At 37.3% G+C, this 18,642-nt stretch carries 14 protein-coding genes; 5 read left to right on the forward strand and 9 right to left on the reverse strand.

Translation table 11 applies throughout. The annotated features are described in order from the left end of the window. Positions 1-29: 29 nt before the first annotated feature. Positions 30-1,289, reverse strand: coding sequence for a tetratricopeptide repeat protein (locus ACSQ7D_RS02010; RefSeq protein WP_016479570.1), 1,260 nt, complete (start codon positions 1,287-1,289; stop codon positions 30-32). A 948-nt stretch (positions 1,290-2,237) separates the two neighbouring features. Here ACSQ7D_RS02010 and ACSQ7D_RS02015 point away from each other — a divergent pair. Together ACSQ7D_RS02015 and ACSQ7D_RS02020 are read left to right on the forward strand one after the other, a co-directional pair. Continuing rightward, positions 2,238-3,053 (forward strand): M48 family metallopeptidase, encoded by an 816-nt coding sequence (locus tag ACSQ7D_RS02015; RefSeq protein WP_015782949.1) that lies wholly within the window; start codon positions 2,238-2,240, stop codon positions 3,051-3,053. Positions 3,054-3,170: 117 nt separating this feature from the next. After that, on the forward strand, positions 3,171-3,998 hold the full coding sequence (locus tag ACSQ7D_RS02020) for a purine-nucleoside phosphorylase (RefSeq protein ID WP_106095404.1): 828 nt from the start codon (positions 3,171-3,173) through the stop codon (positions 3,996-3,998). A 98-nt stretch (positions 3,999-4,096) separates the two neighbouring features. Here the strand turns inward: ACSQ7D_RS02020 and ACSQ7D_RS02025 are convergent, their stop codons facing one another. After that, a complete protein-coding gene (locus tag ACSQ7D_RS02025; RefSeq protein WP_048747655.1) occupies positions 4,097-4,513 on the reverse strand; it encodes an acyl-CoA thioesterase in 417 nt (138 codons plus the stop codon). A gap of 201 nt (positions 4,514-4,714) precedes the next feature. Between ACSQ7D_RS02025 and dnaA the strand changes: the two genes are divergently transcribed. Together dnaA and ACSQ7D_RS02035 are read left to right on the forward strand one after the other, a co-directional pair. Continuing rightward, positions 4,715-6,136, forward strand: coding sequence for a chromosomal replication initiator protein DnaA (gene dnaA, locus ACSQ7D_RS02030; RefSeq protein WP_437135194.1), 1,422 nt, complete (start codon positions 4,715-4,717; stop codon positions 6,134-6,136). Next, positions 6,136-7,308, forward strand: a complete 1,173-nt coding sequence (locus ACSQ7D_RS02035; RefSeq protein WP_437135195.1) for an alanine dehydrogenase — start codon at positions 6,136-6,138, stop codon at positions 7,306-7,308. The genes dnaA and ACSQ7D_RS02035 overlap by 1 nt, the downstream gene beginning before the upstream one ends. Positions 7,309-7,399: 91 nt before the next feature. Here the strand turns inward: ACSQ7D_RS02035 and ACSQ7D_RS02040 are convergent, their stop codons facing one another. The 7 genes from ACSQ7D_RS02040 to gldF form a co-directional block, all read right to left on the reverse strand. Beyond that, positions 7,400-8,620, reverse strand: a complete 1,221-nt coding sequence (locus tag ACSQ7D_RS02040) for an alpha/beta hydrolase (protein ID WP_437135196.1) — start codon at positions 8,618-8,620, stop codon at positions 7,400-7,402. A gap of 191 nt (positions 8,621-8,811) precedes the next feature. Beyond that, positions 8,812-10,110 carry a TolC family protein gene (locus ACSQ7D_RS02045; RefSeq protein WP_437135197.1) on the reverse strand — a complete coding sequence of 433 codons (1,299 nt, stop codon included), beginning with the start codon at positions 10,108-10,110 and terminating at the stop codon, positions 8,812-8,814. Positions 10,111-10,243: 133 nt separating this feature from the next. Continuing rightward, the gene (locus ACSQ7D_RS02050; protein ID WP_002672015.1) at positions 10,244-10,555 is read right to left on the reverse strand and encodes a hypothetical protein; all 312 of its coding nucleotides are present in this window, start codon (positions 10,553-10,555) and stop codon (positions 10,244-10,246) included. A 356-nt stretch (positions 10,556-10,911) separates the two neighbouring features. Continuing rightward, on the reverse strand, positions 10,912-12,186 hold the full coding sequence (locus tag ACSQ7D_RS02055; protein WP_437135198.1) for a glycosyltransferase family 4 protein: 1,275 nt from the start codon (positions 12,184-12,186) through the stop codon (positions 10,912-10,914). 65 nt (positions 12,187-12,251) lie between these two features. After that, positions 12,252-13,445 carry a tRNA 2-thiouridine(34) synthase MnmA gene (gene mnmA, locus ACSQ7D_RS02060; RefSeq protein WP_437135199.1) on the reverse strand — a complete coding sequence of 398 codons (1,194 nt, stop codon included), beginning with the start codon at positions 13,443-13,445 and terminating at the stop codon, positions 12,252-12,254. 1 nt (position 13,446) lies between these two features. Then, positions 13,447-15,135, reverse strand: coding sequence for a gliding motility-associated ABC transporter substrate-binding protein GldG (gene gldG, locus ACSQ7D_RS02065; RefSeq protein ID WP_437135200.1), 1,689 nt, complete (start codon positions 15,133-15,135; stop codon positions 13,447-13,449). Beyond that, positions 15,132-15,851 (reverse strand): gliding motility-associated ABC transporter permease subunit GldF, encoded by a 720-nt coding sequence (gene gldF, locus ACSQ7D_RS02070; protein WP_278589925.1) that lies wholly within the window; start codon positions 15,849-15,851, stop codon positions 15,132-15,134. Before gldF ends, gldG begins: the two co-directional genes overlap by 4 nt. Positions 15,852-16,382: 531 nt before the next feature. Here gldF and recQ point away from each other — a divergent pair. Beyond that, entirely contained in the window at positions 16,383-18,572 is a 2,190-nt protein-coding gene (recQ, locus tag ACSQ7D_RS02075) for a DNA helicase RecQ (RefSeq protein ID WP_009419726.1), read from the forward strand. Positions 18,573-18,642: the final 70 nt, after the last annotated feature.

Consider the following 18,642-nt stretch of genomic DNA (forward strand, 5'->3'; position numbering starts at 1 on the left):
CCTTTTAACGAACATCTTATACTAAATTATTATTCACCCAATAGTTTTTTAACACGTTGGAAGTTAGCACTATCGCTCAAAGCTCCATAAATGCTCTTTAGTTGTTCCAAGATATTTTTATCGTTGCCATTGGCTTTCACGTAGCTTTCTAATACTTCAGCAGCTTTTTTAAACAAAGCTTCTTTTTGGTCTCTAAGTTCATTGAATTTCTTAGTATCAGCAGCCGAATTGCCTAATGAATTCATTTGCTCAACCAAAGCATTACCTTCATTAATGTAAGTAGTCGAAAGGTTCAAGGTAGCATCAGCATATTTAGGCTTAATTTTAAGTGCTTGTTCAAAAGCTTTACGAGCCTCTATATTGTTACCTTGTTGCATATTGATAACCCCAATATTGTAGTGAAGGTCAGCATTATTAGGGTCAAGCTGTGCAGCTTCTTGCATTAGTTGTTTAAATTTTTCTTTATTGTCTAATTGCAAGTAAACATTGGCTTCAGCAAGAATGATGTTAGCATCTTTAGGATAAGCTTTTCTTGCTTCAGCAAAAGCTTTTAGCGCCTCATCAGTCTTGTTTTGCTCTACGTAAATAAAGGCAATATTCTTCACGATATCAGCACGTTTTGAAGGCGTTTTTTCATTTCTAGCTTTTTCGTGAGTACCTGCTTTTACCATCAAATCACGCTGGTTTTTATCAGGGAAAGTTTCCTCTTTTTTAGTTTGCTTATTAGTAGCCAAATAAAGTGTTTCAGCACCGTCATAACCTAAGTCTTTCAACTCTTTATAAAGTTTCACAGCGTTGTCATAATCTTTATTTTCAACCGATACTACTGCCGCATTGTACAAAAATACAGTATCACGCGGACTGAGGCGGTATACTTGTTCAAAAGCAACCGAAGCATTCTTGTAGTTTTTACGCTCGTAATTGTCTTGTGCTTGCTTAGCTGCAATATTAATAGCCTCATCAGCCAAAGTTTGCAACTGGTTTGTGTATTTGCCTTTACCTCCTTCTAATTGTCTTACTTTGGCAAAAGCTGAAGAAGCCGCTTGCAACGAAGGCAATACATTTTCATTTTTCTTAGCAGCCTCCACATTCACTTGTGCTTCCAAGAAATAGAACTGAGGTGCAAATTCAGTACCCTCAATAGAACCTTTAATGGAACTTAATCCGCTTTTGGCAGTTGTTAAATCTCCTTTACGGATTTGTTTTTCAATCTCTTTGAGTTCTTTTTTTTGTCCGAACGCCACTGCCGAAATCAGTAAGGCAGCAGCCATTAATAATGGTTTTCTCATATTGTTTTGCAATTTTAACGCAGTTTTTTGTTTTATGTACTAATTTGAAGTCGCAAATGTAGCACTTTATTTTTAAAGCACCAAATATTATCAACTTTTTATTTAGCAACAAAACTTGTGCCAACCGCATTCTTCTGACAATTAGTCCGTTGAAGTTCCTCGAAAGTTATATCTCTCTATTTTCAATTCTCATAAACGTTCCTCAAAAGTTACTCACACTAAAAATTGCATTTTTTTCGCCAAAATCACGTTTTTATGATTTTTTTCTCAATAACGTAAATACCTCTTTCTACTAATTGAGATTCAACTTAGTAACCTCTTTCCTTCGTCTTTCCTTCGTCTTAGGTTCGTCTTACCTTCGCTCTTCCTTCGGTTAAGCTACATCTAAAAGGTAAGATAGGTATATTTTATATCTAACTGATATATAAACAATTATTATTTTTAATTCACTAAAAGATGAAAAAGAATTTTATTGTCTTATTTTAAAAAAATATGCTCTATTTTAGAAATTTTAGCATTTTTTTCTCAGCTTCTCCAAAGTCATATAGTACTTGTATTAATCAACCTTCATTTTCTTTTAATCTTAAAACCAATTTGTTCGATTTCTGGCACGTAGTCTCACTGTAAAAAGAATACTTTTCACCTATTGATATTAATGTGAGTCCTATATATTTACAATACTAATTACTAGTTTCCTTTGCGGTATACACTTTGCCAAAGTTTAAACTTTGGCAAAGTTGAAGTCTTAAAATAATCATTTCACAAGGCATATCCTTAATTCTCTTTTAATTTTGAAACCAATTTGTTCGATTTCTGGCACGTAGTCTCACTGTAAAAAGAATACTTTTCACCTATTATATTATTGTTTTTCATTAACAATAAAATTTATAAAGTATTACTATTGTATTTCCGATTATTATTTGTATCTTTGCCCTCAAATAAAATCTTATGAAGAAATTAACTTTAATCGCATTCCTTTTAATTGTCTTTTCTTGTAAGACAAACCCTTTTACAGGAAAGAGCACTCTTAACTTTATGCCTAATAGTCAGGTATTTCCGATGGCTTTTAGTGAGTATTCCACCTTTTTAAAATCTAATAAGGTAGTGAAAAATACAAACGATGCCGCTATGGTGAAACGCGTAGGCGAACGTATAGCCAAAGCTGCCAAACTATGGCTTGATACCAATGGTTATAAAGGCTATTTAGATGATTATCGTTGGGAATATAACTTGGTAGATAGTCCTGAGGTGAACGCTTGGTGTATGCCAGGCGGTAAGATTGTGGTCTATACAGGAATTTTACCTATTACACAATCCGAAACAGGTTTGGCAGTGGTAATGGGGCACGAGGTGGCTCACGCTTTAGCCGACCACGGAGCACAACGTATGAGTGCTGCTACCTTACAACAAATAGGTGCTATTGCAGGTTCGGTAGCCTTGCAAACTAGCAAATACGCTGCTTATACCGACCAGTTTATGCTCGCTTATGGCTTAGGGTCTAACTTAGGGGTAATGTTACCTTTCAGTCGTTCCAACGAAACAGAAGCTGATGCAATAGGTATCCAGATTATGGCAATTGCTGGTTATGACCCCGCTGAGGCTCCTGAGCTATGGAAGCGTATGAGTGCCAAGAATAATGGTAAATCTACACCTACTATTTTAAGCACCCACCCTTCTGATGCCTCTCGTATCAAAAACCTCACTGCCTTAGTACCCAAAGCACGTGCTGAAGCTGCTAAGTTTGGAGTCACCCATTTTCAATAGCTAAAAGATATGATAAGCATCGCTACGATTCCTCTTTTGAAGGAGTATAGGGAGAGGTTGTCAACATTTTAGTATTATTCACACCAATATAGGTAACAAATAAAACATTATAAAGATATGCAACAAGTTTACGATAAAATTAATGAAACGGCTCGCATCATACAGTCGTACATCACAGAGCACACTCCTGAATTTGCTATTATTTTAGGTTCTGGACTCAATAAGTTAGAAGATGAAGTAGAAGTAATTTCTGAGATTAAATACAACAATATCCCTAACTTCCCTAAATCTACTGTAGAAGGACACAAAGGTAAACTGATTTACGGTAAAATAGAAAACCGCTATGTGCTAATGATGGCAGGGCGTGTGCATTATTACGAAGGATATACAATGCAAGAAGTAACCTTCCCAATACGCGTTTTTGCGCAATTAGGTATTAAACGTCTGATTGTTTCTAACGCTTCAGGAGGGGTGAACCCTAACTTTTCAATAGGTGATGTAATGGTTATTCGCGACCATATCAATTTATTTCCTGAACACCCTCTACGCGGTAAGAACTTAGACCTATTTGGTGCGCGCTTCCCCGATATGAGCAAACCTTATAACCAAGCTATGATAACCGAGCTCGAAAAGATAGCTAAGAAACATAAAATCAAGCTCCAAAAAGGAGTGTATGTAGGTTTGCAAGGTCCTTCTTTTGAAACCCCAGCCGAATATGGTATGGTGCGCATTTTAGGAGGTGATGCTGTAGGTATGAGCACCGTACCCGAAGTAATTGTAGCACGTCATCAGAATATGGAAGTGTGTGCTCTTTCAGTCATCACCGACTTAGGTGGTCCCGACATCTCCCCCGACGTATCACACGAAGAAGTACTCAACGCTGCTAATATCGCAATGCCAAACGTGATATTATTGGTGAAGAATTTGATTAAAAGCTATCAATAGTTTTTTAGTTGTGGTATAAACTTTGCCAAAGTTTCAATAGCTTGTTGTGCTACAACCTTTGGCAAAGTTAAATTACCAAATTATTTACTTTTCACTCCCTACTCTTCACTTTTTGCTTTTATAAGCTTTAGCACCTTCTCAGGGCAACGCACCGGTCTGAAAGTCCTCGCATCTACAAACACCAATACAGTATTAGCCGTAGAGAGTAATTCTCCTTTTTCATTGAGAATTTCATAGTTAAACTCTATTTTTGTAGAGGGTAATTCTTTTAACTTGGTACGAATGGTGATGAGCTCGTCATACAAAGCAGGCTTTTTATACTGAATTTGTAGAGATACCACAGGCATCATTATTCCTTCTTCTTCCATCGCCTTATAGGTAAAGCCAATAGACCTTAGCCACTCCACTCTTCCCAGTTCAAGATACTGAGGATAATTTCCGTAGTACACTACCCCCATTTGGTCAGTTTCTGCATAGCGTGTACGCAATACATAATCAAAATATAATTCTTTCATATTTAAATAGATATAAATATTAACAAAACATTAACAGTGCTCCCATATAAAATAAAAGTACAAAAACAAATGTTAAATATTTTTTTTATTCAAAAATTATTCACAACTTTGCTCACTGAAAAAACAACAGTTTTATCACCGGCAAAATTAGTAAAAAAATCTAATAATCAAATTTTTAGCTAAAAAGTAGCACTAAAAAAGATGAAAGAAGCAGCTGAAAAAGTCTGGAGTAGGTGTCTTGAATTCATAAAAGACAATATCACTGAGCAACCATTTAACACTTGGTTCGCTCCTATCGTACCTGTAGAATTAGAGGGCAACACCCTAAAAATCAAAGTGCCCAGTAAATTCTTTTGCGAGTGGTTAGAAGAAAATTATATTTCTCTTCTCAAATCAGCTATGACTTTTACCTTAGGTGTAAACTCTCGCCTCGTATATATTGTCGATACTCCTCTTACTAAAGAACAACTTCCTAGTACTAATCGGCCGGAATTAGCAAAACAGACTTTGACTTTAGCTACTGAAACCAAAGACCCTGGACTTAAAAATCCTTTCGTAATACCTGGTATTCGCGAAATAACTGTTGATCCTCAGCTGAACTTACATCAGAACTTCGACAACTTTGTGGAGGGGGCTTCTAATCGTTTAGCCCGATCTGCAGGTATGGCAGTTGCCAACAAACCTGGGGGTACGGCTTTCAATCCGCTGTTTATCTTCGGTGGAGTAGGCTTAGGTAAAACCCACTTGGCACACGCAATAGGGGTAGATATCAAAGAAAAATACCCTAAAAAGAAGGTACTATACGTCTCTGCCGAAAAGTTCACCCAACAGTTTATCAGTGCTTCCACAGCCAAAGATAAAGATAAGAATACACTTAACGACTTTATTCACTTTTATCAGCTCATCGATGTGCTGATAGTCGATGATATTCAGTTCCTATCAGGGAAGGTAAAAACCCAAGATGCTTTCTTTCACATCTTCAATCACCTGCACCAAAATGGAAAACAGGTAATCCTCACTTCCGATAAAGCACCAGTTGATTTATTCGATATCGAACAGCGCTTGCTCTCTCGCTTTAAATGGGGGCTTTCAGCCGAACTCCAAACGCCCGACTATGAAACGCGCTATAAAATATTAGAAAATAAATTCTATAACGATGGCGCTGAAATAGGCGAGGATATCATCGCTTATTTAGCTGAAAATATTCGTACCAATGTGCGTGAACTCGAAGGGGTGAGCAATTCACTGATTGCACAAGCGGCTTTCAACCGTAAAGAGTACTCTATAGAACTTGCACAAAGCATTATCGATAAATCGGTGAAGAATAATCGAAACGATTTGACGATTGACCATATTCAGCAAATCATTGCTGATTACTTTAGCTTAGATATAGAATCCTTGCATTCCAAAACCAGAAAGCGCAATGTGGTTCAAGCACGACAGTTGGCGATGTTTTTCTCGAAGAAATACACCAAAAATTCGCTTTCTACTATTGGAAGCCAAATAGGACAACGCGACCACGCTACGGTGTTACACGCTTGTAAAACGGTGGAAAACCTAATAGAAACCGACCGTGCTTTCAAGAAATATGTAAGTGATTTGGAAACTAAATTCTCTGACTGATGCAATCCTTATCTCAACTATTACCACAAGAAGAACGATTAGCGGTAAGCAATGAACAAAAATCTTTGAAAATAGGGCTTCCCAAAGAGCATACCTTTCAGGAGCATCGCATTTGCTTAACTCCCAATGAAGTAGCGGTATTAGTAGCTAATGGACATCAAATACTAATAGAGGCTGGGGCAGGGGAGGAGGCTCATTTTTCCGATACCGACTATAGTGAGGCAGGTGCCGAAATAGTATACGATACCCAAGAAATATTCGCGTGTCCTATTGTGCTAAAAGTTCAACCACCTACTACTGATGAACTTGCTTACTTTAATGCTCAATCCATATTGTTGTCGGCTTTACAACTTAACACACAAGATAAAACTTACTTCGAGACGCTTGCACAAAAGCAAATCACTGCCTTAGCTTTTGAATATATAAAAGACGAAGCAGAAAATCACCCCATACAGCAGTCGGTTGATGAGCTCACAGGTATTGCAGCTGTACTCACCGCCTCTGAGCTGCTTGCAGAAGAAAACCGACTCTTGCTCGGCAATATCACTGGAATACCGCCTACTGAGGTAATACTTTTGGGTGCAAATGAACTCACCGAAGCTGCTACTAAAACTGCCTTAGGATTGGGTGCCAATGTAAAGATATTTGCTCCTTCTCTCACCGATTTGAGAAAACTGCGTACACATTTGCCCTCCTCAGTATATACCGCTACTTTGCAACCTCAGTTACTCCGAGAAGCCTTAACACATTGCCACGTGCTTATAGGGGCTATGAGTGGAGAATGTCGCTCGCCCATAGTAGTAACCGAAGAAATGGTACAACAAATGAAGCGTGGTGCTGTGATAGTAGATGCTAGTATTGGCATAGGAGGCTGTATAGAAACCAGTAAGCTTACCACTTTAGAACAACTTACCTTTACAAAATACGAAGTAGTACATTGTGGAGTGCCTAATTTACCTTCCCGTTATGCTCATACAGCTTCAACTTTGCTCAGCAATATCCTATTACCTTACTTACTGAAAATAGGAGAGGAGGGAGGTGTAGAAAACCTTTTACAAATAGACAAAGGCTTTAGAAACGGACTCTATTCTTATCACGGAATCATTACTCATCACAACATCTCCGAGTGGTTCGGATTGCCTTACAAACCTTTACATTTATTGTTTTTATAGACACAGAATAAGTTTTCTTAATACTTTGATAATAAAATGTCCGAGAAGTTATAGAGTTAACTTCTCGGACATTTTGCTATTGTTTCTAATTTCAATTTTCTGTTTTGTTAAGACCTTCTAACACTGAATCAAAGAACAACAACATTTCGTGAGCGTGGTATTTGCCGTATTTGTTGAAAGTTGCTTGTGTTTTAGTATCAGGTTTCCAATCGAAGAAAGCGTGATTGGCACCTCCTACTTGTATATACTCCACCCTCTGACCGACTTTGGAAAGGGCACGTTCGTAAGCTTTAACCTCTTCATCTTTTATAAGTTCATCTTCTGAACCTCTAAACAACAATTGGGGTACTGCTCTTTTAGAAGCCTCTGGAATACTGTTGATAGGTGCAATTTCATTTAAATAAGGATAGTCTTTAAAGCGATGAGTGAGCATTTCAGGACGAAATACTCCATAGCTGGGTGCAGCAGCTTTGATAGCTTTAGCCAACTCATTGCGCACTTGTGCCACAGTTTTTCCTTTAGGCATATAGGTAGGCATAAACTCGTAAACACTTTGTGTTTTATTAAAACCTCTATCGCCTATACGTTCTACAAAATTTGCTACTGAAGCGGATAAATATCCTCCCGCACTATCGCCCGTAAGGAGTAACTTACTGCTATCGCCTCCGTATTTAGCAGCATTTTCAGAAATGTGTAACAAAGCACCATACACATCTTCTATAATTTGGTGCAATTGAGTAGGAGTACTATCTCCGTCAAGTTTGTCTATCCAGCGATAATCAATGTTGAAAACCACATATCTGCCACTGTTTGCTAGTTCGCGTGCCAAACCTCTCATCACCGATTCAGTATTGGAGCTCCATCCACCTCCGTGAATAATTACGATACAAGGTAGATTTTGCTTACTTTTAGGACTATATACATCGTATTTCAGCGGTTTTACTCCCGGTTTAGCATAAACGATATCTTGCACTACTTTCAGATTAGCTTCCGCTTTTTTAGGTATAAAACAAGCTCCTACATTCATATCTTTGTCTACTTTCACTTTGAACTCAGGTGTAGACTGTTCATAAAACATAGCCCCCCACTGTTCTGGTAAAGAGTAATAGCCACTATCAAAAATATAGCCAGTGGCAGGAGTTGCTTTGAGTGTAAGAACCGTACCTGCTTTTACCATTCCGTCCTTAGGTAAAGTAGGACTAATAGTATACGAACCATTGCGTGCCTCATCAGGCGTTACTTTGAATTTGTTTTGTGCTTGTAGCCCTACAACAAATAAGGTTATAGCACTGAATAGTATGCATTTTTTCATATATAGATAAATTAGTAATTTTACTTTTTATGACTTTTGTACTTAACGTTGCGAGCATCTTTGATTACACCTTTCCAATTGTCAGGTATTTGGGTAGACAACAAAGCTAAAGGTTCTACTTTATCTAAAATAATCTATAATAAGGCTTGTTCGAAAGTACCAAAGTTGGACAAAAAAACATCGACTTTGTATTAATGACTAAAATAATATTCTAATACTTTTAGCTTAAAAATATATTGATATTTGGCTTTAACAAAATCGTTTTGAGCATTCTCATACTGATACTTAGCTTGACTAAAATCAAAAGTATTCATTAAACCTACATTATGACGCTCTTGCGCATAACTAAACGCCTGTTGTTTTGCTTGTACCGTCTTTTCACTTGCTTCATATAGCTTTTTAGCATTCGAAGCATCGTTATAGGCTTGATAAATGTTCTTCTCAGAAGTAAGTTCTGCTTGTTCTTTAGCGAATTGACTTTTTAGAAAATTTAATCGCTGACGTTTTACTGTTCCTAAAGTTGAAAATCCGTTAAAAATAGGAATATTAAGCGATAACCCTGCATACATACCTTTATTAGCATCAAGTTGTTGCCAAAAATCTTGCGATTGATTCTTACTCCATCGTGAACTATAACCCCATTGAGCAGAAAGACGCGGTGAATAAGCTGATTGTGATAAACGCAAACTATTTTGAGCTACTTGCATATTCGCTTCGGCTAATTTTACATCGTTCATTACCTCTTTGGCACGCTCATAAATCTCTTCAGGAGTTTTATTGAGAATATCAGCAGAAGGTTGCTCAAAAGCACTATCTGCAATATCAAAATCTCGATAGTTTTTTAACAAAAGTAATTGTGCCAAACCCATTTTGGCAATAAAGAGAGCGTTTTCGGTAGCTATTATTTGCTGTTCTTGTGTGAGCAGTTGTGCTTCGGCTTCATAAATATCTCCTTTGGGTAAAGAACCTGCACCAATAAGTTCACGGGTACGCGTTAAACTTTCCTTTGAAATTTCTAACTGTGCTTTCAAGTTCTTGATTTGTTCTTTATTGCTCAACACTTCAGCATAGGCATTGATAATCATCAGTACTATATCGTCTTTCATTTTATCTAACTGATATTGAGAAGCTATACGATTAAGTTCCGCCTGATGTAACTTGCGCCAATTTTGTAGTCCTGCAAAAAGAGTAAGGTCTACGCTTACTCCTCCTGACGCCGATTGAAAGAAAGCATTTTCAAACTGATTGGTTACAGGATTGATATTTTTCCCCTCATTTAAGTTATAAGATGCATTGCCATTCACCGAGGGCAAGAAACCTGCTTTGCCTTGCATTTTATCAATATCTGTGGCTTTCAAATCTATTTCCGATTGTTTAATAGATAGGTTATTTTCTTTGGCATACTGAATACAGTCGCTTAATGTCCACAGTTTTTGTGCTACTACTGAAAAAGGCAGTAAACAAAGTAAAAAAAATAACTTTTTCATCATTTAATTCTATTCAATAAGTTTGATATTATATATAGTTTCCGAATTATTATATATACAAAGTAATTCGTTCTTAACTATTTATCATTACAAAAAATACCTTGTTGGGACGCACTGCCTAACAAGGTATTTCTTTTTATCGTTTGTCCTCAATACCAAATTCTTTCCATTGTGTTTGAGGAATATCAATTTTTATGAGTTTTTTAATGAAAGATACTTTACTTTCTATTTCGGTAATAGTTTTACTAAGTTCTTGAGTCTTAGTTTTGAGATCGGCTTTGAGCTTTTCTTGTTCGCTGTTGAGTGTTTCCATCTTCTTTCGGAGCTCTTCGAGCTTAGTAATGTCTTCGGCTTTCACACCCAAAGGCAATTTGTCATTACGACCTTTTAACCCGTCAATCATCACTTGTGATTCGACTAAATTAGTTGAGTAAGTTTTCTTTGCCATAAGATTGTCAATTAAATTTTATGAGATAATTACTTATTTTATTTGTTTCCTATATAGGAAATCGTTTTACTGAGATAGTTTTTTCAGTTACCAACATAGGGAATCATTTTCCCGAGATAGTTTATTTAGTTTTCTATATGAGAAAACGTTTTACTGAGATAGTTTTTTTAATTCTCTATATAGAAAATTGTTTTCCCCAGATAGTTTTCTCTTCTTTTATATAAGAAGCAGAAAAAGTACCTTTTGAGATTTCTCTGCAAAGGTATGTATTATTTTTTAATAAACAAAAGAAAAAGATTATTTATCGCAGAAAATCTTTCATTAATAGAAAAAAATGTGATAAATAAGAAAACTTTTCATATCAGTTGAGCCAACCGCTGAGTAAGGGCTTTACGGCTGTATTGTTCTACTTCTTTGGGGTTGGTTTTAAGTGTTTTATGTAGGAATTGATGATAGAACTCTACTATTTTGGCTTTCATCTGAGAGGCATCGGTATATCCCACAAAAGTACCTGTTTGTGTTTCAGTGAGAATAGGTGTAACATCCCAGTTATGAGGACCTATGGCGAGAATAGGTCGCCCCGAAATCATATATTCAAACAGTTTACCCGGAATAATACCTTGTGTTTCTTCGGAATCTATTTCGATGAGCAACAATACTTGCGATTGCTTTTGCAAACTAATAGCTTCTTGATGGCTAATATAACCTTTATTAATATAATAAGGTGTAAGTCCGTTATGGCGAATATCTTCTTCGATTTCTTCACTTACTTTGCCTGCAAAACAAAGTGTGAAATCTTCGGCAAAATGAGGTTCTTCGCGTATTAATTCGGCTAATATTTTCCACAGCATTTTGGGGTTTCTATCTGATAATAAGGAACCTATGTGCGAAATAAGGAATTTATTAGATAGGGGAGAGGTGGTTGTTTTTTCCTCATCATAACCATTGGTAATTACCTCAATAGGAGTATTGGTAAGCTGCCGAAAGTCTTTTTGCGTCTTGAAACTTGTTGTAATCACCAAGTCTGATTGTTGTAACACTTCTTTTTCCCAATAATGCTGACGTTTATCTGCCCATTTAGTAAGGTGTAAATCTTTGTAATAACCAATAGTTGTCCACGGGTCGCGGAAATCGCTAATCCATTTGAGGTGAGGAATTTGTTTCTTTAACTCATAACCTATAAGGTGTATGCTGTGGGGAGGCGAAGTAGTGATAATAGTTTCTATCTGTTTTTCTTTTATAAACTTATTCAGATACTTTACAGAAGGTTTTACCCAGAATTTGCGAGCATCGGGAATGAAGAAGTTACCACGTATCCAAAGTAATACTTTATCTAAAATAGAAACTTTTTTACGCGGAATGATACCTGAACTAATTTTTTGGGTTTTCTTTTTAGAGAATAACGAAGCCCAAGCATAAGGTTCCCATATAGGATGTTTGATAATTTGTATATCGGTAGGCAAATCGTTTCCTATTTCATTATCAATGATGGGATAAGTTGGGTTTTCAGGAATATATACAATAGGTTCTATATTAAAATCTCGTAAATATTTCACGAATTTTAACCAACGTTGTACACCAGGTCCGCCAGCAGGCGCCCAATAATAAGTGATGATAAGTACCTTTCTCATATCTTTTTCCCTATCTGTTATTTGACATAATATACATTATAACCATTTTACAATAGGTGTTTTTTCTATGAAATAACACCGCTACCCACTAATTCATCTCCGCTGTACCAGGCAGCAAATTGTCCCTCAGTAATAGCACTTTGGGGTTCTGAAAAATGAATATACAAACCGTTTTCGACTTTATATAAAACCGCTTTCTGTAATGGCTGACGATAGCGTATACGTACCATAAACTCTTTCGATTCATATACTTTTAATGCCAAATCTTCTCGAATCCAATGTTCATCAGGGGTTGCGATAAACAAAGCACTGCGGAACAATCCGCGATGTGTGTGTCCTTGTCCTGTATAGATGATATTCTTCTCAATATCAGTTTCTATGATGAACAAAGGTTCTTTGGTTCCTCCCACATTTAAGCCCTTGCGTTGCCCTTTGGTAAAATAATGAGCCCCCTGATGGATACCTACTTTTTTACCGTCTTCGGGTTGATACACAAAACGTTGTGACAAATACTCCAATTCACCTTCATAAGTTTCAAAAGTACGTGGCATATCAAAGTCAGTATATCCTTTCCAATCATTGGAGATTTCAATAATATCGCCTTGTTTGGGTTGTAGCTTTTGTTGTAGAAACTCGGGTAAACGTACTTTTCCTACAAAGCAAAGTCCCTGAGAATCTTTTTTATCAGCGGTTATCAAATCTTGAGCTTTGGCAATGGCTCTTACTTCCGATTTCTGCAATTCTCCAATAGGGAAAAGTGATTTACTAAGTTGGTCTTGTGAAAGCTGACATAGGAAATACGATTGATCTTTATTTTCATCTTTCCCGGATAGTAATCGGTAGATTTTTTCACCATTTATCTCTATTTCTTCTTTGCGACAATAGTGTCCCGTTGCTACGTAATCGGCACCTAAACTAAGGGCGAGCTTCATAAAGACATCAAACTTGATTTCGCGATTACACAACACATCGGGATTGGGCGTTCTGCCGTGTTCGTATTCATTGAACATATAATCGACAATACGGGCTTTGTAGGGTTCACTCATATCCACTGTTTGGAATGGAATACCGAGCTTTTCGGCTACTAAAAGCGCATCGTTACTATCTTCTAACCAAGGACATTCGTCGGAAATAGTAACTGAATCATCGTGCCAATTCTTCATAAAAAGGCCTATTACCTCATAGCCTTGTTCTTTTAACAAATAGGCAGCTACGCTACTATCTACTCCCCCACTAAGTCCTACTACTACTCTTTTCATTTTATTCTCTTCTTATGTTCTTCTTCCTATAAAAATATAATACTGAAAGCATTACCAATATCAAAAGCAATAATGGATACACAAATACTTTTATTTGCCAACTGCTGACACTTTCAGCTACTTTTTGTTTGTCTAAGAAAGCTAATTGAACTTTCTTATTGCGCAAACTCAAAAACTCAGTATCGTCTAAAAGATAGTTTAAAGCATTCTGCAAGAAGGATTTATTGTCATAATATTTGCTTGTCCATTTATCAAAACCGAGTTCTAAGGGAATATTATTTTTGCTATCTATATCGTTTTTGATAATATCGCCATCGGCTACTACCAACATTTTGGTAGGTTTGCTTCTATCGGATTTTTCTTTGAGGCTTATGGGGCGAATACGATTTTTATAAACTGAGTTAAACTCTCCTTCCAAAAGCACTGCTAAGGGAATATTTCCGTGTTTGTAGGCTTCTTTATTCTGGTTATTGGGGTCGAAGCGCAAATTGATTTCGCGAGGGGTACCATCGGCTTTTGAGAAAGGTGAACTGGCGAGAAGCACTGTTTTCTTCACTCCGTTTTTCAGCGTATCGATGCTATTGGCAAACTGAAACCTCACTGCATCTAAATGATTGTTGATAAGGTGATTATTGCCTGAAATCACCAGTGGATTATACACCCAAGGAATAGGCATATAACGGGTTTGAGAGCCATCGCCTGTGGCTACAATGATTTCAGAAAAGTACAAATCGTTTACCAAAGTGTAATTGATACGGAAACCATATTGGAAAAACATATCAGTAAGGTTTAGATTGACGGGCATTGCCATTGTCATTCCACCTGTTTTGTACATATCTTCTAAGGAAACCGCTACATTGTCAATCAGCCATAGAGCACGACCGCCATTCATTATATACTGGTCTACGACCTGCTTTTGGGCATCGGTGAAAGGCTCAGTAGGCTTAGGTACGAGTAGTAAATCGAATTTTTCGAGGTCGTGTAGAGTCTTCTCGGGGTTAGTAGCCACTGAATCGAGGGTGAAAGGTGCTATAAAGTAGTATTCGCGCGCTGTTTTGAGGAAGTCGGCCATATAGATATCTTTTAAAGCACCATTACTTCTGAGCACTGCGATTTTCTTCTTTTTATCTAAAGCAAACTTATAGAGCGCATCGGTAAAATTGTATTCCAATTTCTGTACTGAGTTCTGTACCTGCTCTTGGTCGGTAGAGCCGAGTTTGTTCACAAAGAGACGAACGCGCTCACTCTTCTTGCCATCGCTAATCACTGCCCAAGGGAAAATATACTCAATAGAAGATTTTCCCGCTTCATTTTGGGTGATTTGCAGGGGCTGATAGCCATTATTTATCAGTTCTTGAATCACACTTTCGGGGTGCTCCTCCCCTTCTAATGGATTTACAAAATTGACGATAATGTTGTTATTGGCAACAGCATACTCGTCTAATAACTGAATTGTTTCAGTCTGTAATTTCTTAAATTCGGTAGGGATATTGCCTTTGAGCAATACATCAATCACGATAGGATTCTGTATTTTAGCAAGTGTTTTCTTGCTCACCTCAGAGAGCGTATAACGTTTGTCTTGAGTGAGGTCTATCCGCGTGTGCCATTGTTTGGCTATATAATTAATTGCAAGGAGGCAAACTAAGGCTATAACTACCTTGCTAATAGAGTTTTGAAAGAGTTTTTTCATCGTTTGTAGGCTTTGAGTGATAAGGTAGTGAGATATATGAAAAATGAGATAACAGAGAGGAAATACACGATATTTCGGGTGTCAAGCACTCCCCTACTGATAGCATCGAAATGCGTTTGGAAGCCTACCCCACCAAAATCTTCGGGGGCTACAAAGGCAATAAGTTGGTCGATACCAAAGAAGAAAAAGAAGCACAGAAAGGCCGCTAACACAAAGGAAATGATTTGGTTACTACTTATAGACGACGCCCATAAGCCTACTGAGGCAAAAGTGGCTACCAGCAAAAACAAGGCAATGTAAGACCCTACAGTGCCAGCTATATCTAAGTTGCCTACGGGGTTGCCCAACACCCATACCATATAGACGTACAGGGCTGACGGCAAAAGGATTACAAAGAGTAAGAAGAGAATACCCAAGTACTTGCCGAGCACCATTTGCAGGGTGCTGACCGGTTTGGTGAACAAAAGGGCTAACATACCGCTTTTTTTCTCCTCGGAGATGCTTCTCATCGTAAGAGCGGGTACTAAAAAGACAAAAACCCAAGACGAAAGCCTAAAAAAAGGCAACATATCGGCGAAACCAGCATTGAAAATGTTGTAATCTGTTTTAAAGACCCATAGGAACAAGCCGTTGAGCACGATAAAGAGCCCAATGATAGTAAAACCAATGGGCGAAGTGAAGAAATAACGGATTTCTTTTTTGAATAGTGCGTACATTTTTATAGTTAAGAGGTAAGAATTTGAGATTTAAAAAGTCTTTAACAATAATCTTTATTCTTAATGATTTTTCAGCGTGCAAAAATACAAAAATAATATGATATTACCACTATAGGGGGCAATAAAAGTTAGTAACAATTATCATATTTTCAAGAGTATCGGTTTCTTATTGTGAAAAATACAATGCAAATTTTATCCTCTTTACTCCCTTTATAATATTGTAAAAGTAAAAAATATAAGGATGTATTTTTTCTTTTCGCCTTCTCCCCTAACTCTCTAAATGCCGTTTTAAACACGTAGAATTAAGTTTATCGAATGAGAAAATTTCATATTTGGAAAAGTCAAGCTCTGACAAAGCTCGCATTTTGGGAGCCATATAGGCTTTTCCCATTAGTAGCTTTATAAAAGAAAATTTATAAGTGTGACAATATTTTTTTATCAAAAATTTTTGTGGTTTAGAAAAATGTCGTATATTTGTAAATTGAATGTAATAACAGAAAAACTCAACACTAAAACAGAAGATTTTTTAATATGGAAATGACAAAAGATGATTTACACAATGCCCTGAAACACTACTTTGGGTTTGAAGCGTTTAAAGGGCATCAAGAAGAAATTATTACCAGCGTAATTAATAAAGAGAACACCTTTGTTATTATGCCTACAGGTGGTGGTAAATCATTGTGTTACCAATTACCTGCCTTAGTCTTGGAGGGGACTGCTATTGTTATCTCTCCGCTTATCGCTTTGATGAAAAACCAAGTAGATGCTATGCGTGGTATTTCGTCAACTGATAGTATTGCCCACGTGCTAAACTCTTCGCTTACTAAAAATGAAATTCGAGAGGTAATGGAAGACATCAGTGCAGGTAAGACTAAGTTGCTATACGTCGCCCCCGAGTCGCTTATCAAAGAGGAATATGCTAACTTTCTCAAAACAGTACCTATTTCCTTTGTAGCGGTAGATGAGGCGCACTGTATCTCGGAATGGGGACACGATTTCCGTCCTGAGTACCGCAATATTAGAACCATTATCGAGCGTTTGGGCAGTAATATACCTATTGTAGCGCTTACTGCTACGGCTACTCCTAAGGTACAAGAAGACATTTTGAAGAACTTAGGAATGCAGGAGGCTAACGTGTTTAAGTCGTCGTTCAACCGCCCAAACTTGTATTACGAGGTACGCCCTAAAACTAAAAATGTAGATGCCGATATCATTCGTTTTGTGAAACAGAACAGTAAAAAATCAGGGATTATATACTGTCTTAGCCGTAAAAAGGTGGAAGACCTCGCGCAAACCTTGCAAGTAAACGGCATTTCGGCAGTGCCTTATCACGCAGGATTAGATGCCAAAACACGCGCCAAACACCAAGATATGTTCTTGATGGAAGAAGTAGATGTGGTAGTTGCAACTATTGCTTTTGGTATGGGTATTGACAAACCCGATGTGCGCTTTGTAATTCACCACGATATTCCTAAAAGTATAGAAAGTTACTATCAAGAAACCGGACGTGCCGGTCGTGATGGTGGTGAAGGGCATTGCTTGGCTTTCTATTCTTATAAAGATGTAGAGAAGCTGGAAAAATTTATGATAGGTAAACCTATAGCTGAGCAAGAAATAGGACAAGCACTCTTGCAAGATATTGTAGCCTATGCCGAAACGTCTAGTTCGCGCCGTAAATTTATCTTACATTACTTTGGTGAAGAGTTTGACGAAGTGAATGGTGAAGGTGCTAATATGGACGATAATGTGCGTTTCCCTAAAGAAAAGAAAGAAGCCAAAGACGATGTGGTGAAATTACTAAACGTAATTATTGCTACCAAACAGAAATTTAAAGCTAAAGAGATTGTAAATACGCTTATTGGAAAAGTGAGTGCTATTATCAAAGCACACCGTATTGACGAACAAGAGTTCTTTGGCATTGGGAAGGAAAAAGACGATGCTTACTGGATGGCACTCCTCCGTCAGGTAATGGTAAACGGACTCATACGTAAAGATATAGAAACTTACGGAGTGATGTTTATCACCGACAAAGGAAAAGAGTTTTTAAAAGATGTACCTTCATTTATGATGACTGAAGACCACAGTTATGAAGAAGAACCCGAAGATATCAACAGTGCTAATGCCGTAGCAGCCGACCCTGTACTTCTTGAAATGCTCAAAGATTTGCGTAAGAAAGTAGCCAAACAAAAAGGAGTACCTCCGTTTGTGGTATTCCAAGACCCTTCGCTAGAAGATATGGCTCTCAAATACCCTATTACTATTCAGGAACTTACTAATGTACACGGTATAGGGGAAGGCAAGGCTAAGAAATATGGTAGTGAGTTTGTAAAGCTCATTGAGCGTTACGTAGAAGAGAATGACATTGTACGCGCTGAGGATTTAATAGTAAAAACTACCGGATCTAACTCAGCTTTGAAATTGTTTATCATTCAGAATATAGACCGCAAATTGCCATTGCCCGACATCGCCCAAGCCAAAGGGTTGGAGATGGACGAATTTCTCAAAGAAATGGAACAAATAGTATACAGCGGTACCAAGCTAAATATCGATTATTGGGTGAATGAAATCTTTGATGAAGAGCAACAAGAAGAGCTTCACGAATACTTTATGGAAGCTGAAAGCGACAAAATATCGTTAGCCTCTAAAGAGTTTGCTGGTGATTACGAAGATGATGAACTAAGAATCTACCGATTGAAATTTATTAGTGAAGTAGCGAATTAATATGAGAAGTTTTTTACATTTAACCTATAATAAAATAAGTAAGTTAGATTAAATAAAGTGTCTGAGAGTT

This window comes from Capnocytophaga sp. G1920 (assembly GCF_051417515.1).

Bases quoted from the DNA above. Each gene is read 5' to 3' on its own strand.
- ACSQ7D_RS02055 (WP_437135198.1), bottom strand. From the start codon at position 12,186: ATGAGAAAGGTACTTATCATCACTTATTATTGGGCGCCTGCTGGCGGA.
- ACSQ7D_RS02015 (WP_015782949.1), top strand. From the start codon at position 2,238: ATGAAGAAATTAACTTTAATCGCATTCCTTTTAATTGTCTTTTCTTGT.
- ACSQ7D_RS02035 (WP_437135195.1), top strand. From the start codon at position 6,136: ATGCAATCCTTATCTCAACTATTACCACAAGAAGAACGATTAGCGGTA.
- ACSQ7D_RS02020 (WP_106095404.1), top strand. From the start codon at position 3,171: ATGCAACAAGTTTACGATAAAATTAATGAAACGGCTCGCATCATACAG.
- dnaA (WP_437135194.1), top strand. From the start codon at position 4,715: ATGAAAGAAGCAGCTGAAAAAGTCTGGAGTAGGTGTCTTGAATTCATA.
- recQ (WP_009419726.1), top strand. From the start codon at position 16,383: ATGGAAATGACAAAAGATGATTTACACAATGCCCTGAAACACTACTTT.
- ACSQ7D_RS02025 (WP_048747655.1), bottom strand. From the start codon at position 4,513: ATGAAAGAATTATATTTTGATTATGTATTGCGTACACGCTATGCAGAA.
- gldF (WP_278589925.1), bottom strand. From the start codon at position 15,851: ATGTACGCACTATTCAAAAAAGAAATCCGTTATTTCTTCACTTCGCCC.
- ACSQ7D_RS02045 (WP_437135197.1), bottom strand. From the start codon at position 10,110: ATGATGAAAAAGTTATTTTTTTTACTTTGTTTACTGCCTTTTTCAGTA.
- ACSQ7D_RS02040 (WP_437135196.1), bottom strand. From the start codon at position 8,620: ATGAAAAAATGCATACTATTCAGTGCTATAACCTTATTTGTTGTAGGG.
- gldG (WP_437135200.1), bottom strand. From the start codon at position 15,135: ATGAAAAAACTCTTTCAAAACTCTATTAGCAAGGTAGTTATAGCCTTA.
- mnmA (WP_437135199.1), bottom strand. From the start codon at position 13,445: ATGAAAAGAGTAGTAGTAGGACTTAGTGGGGGAGTAGATAGTAGCGTA.
- ACSQ7D_RS02050 (WP_002672015.1), bottom strand. From the start codon at position 10,555: ATGGCAAAGAAAACTTACTCAACTAATTTAGTCGAATCACAAGTGATG.
- ACSQ7D_RS02010 (WP_016479570.1), bottom strand. From the start codon at position 1,289: ATGAGAAAACCATTATTAATGGCTGCTGCCTTACTGATTTCGGCAGTG.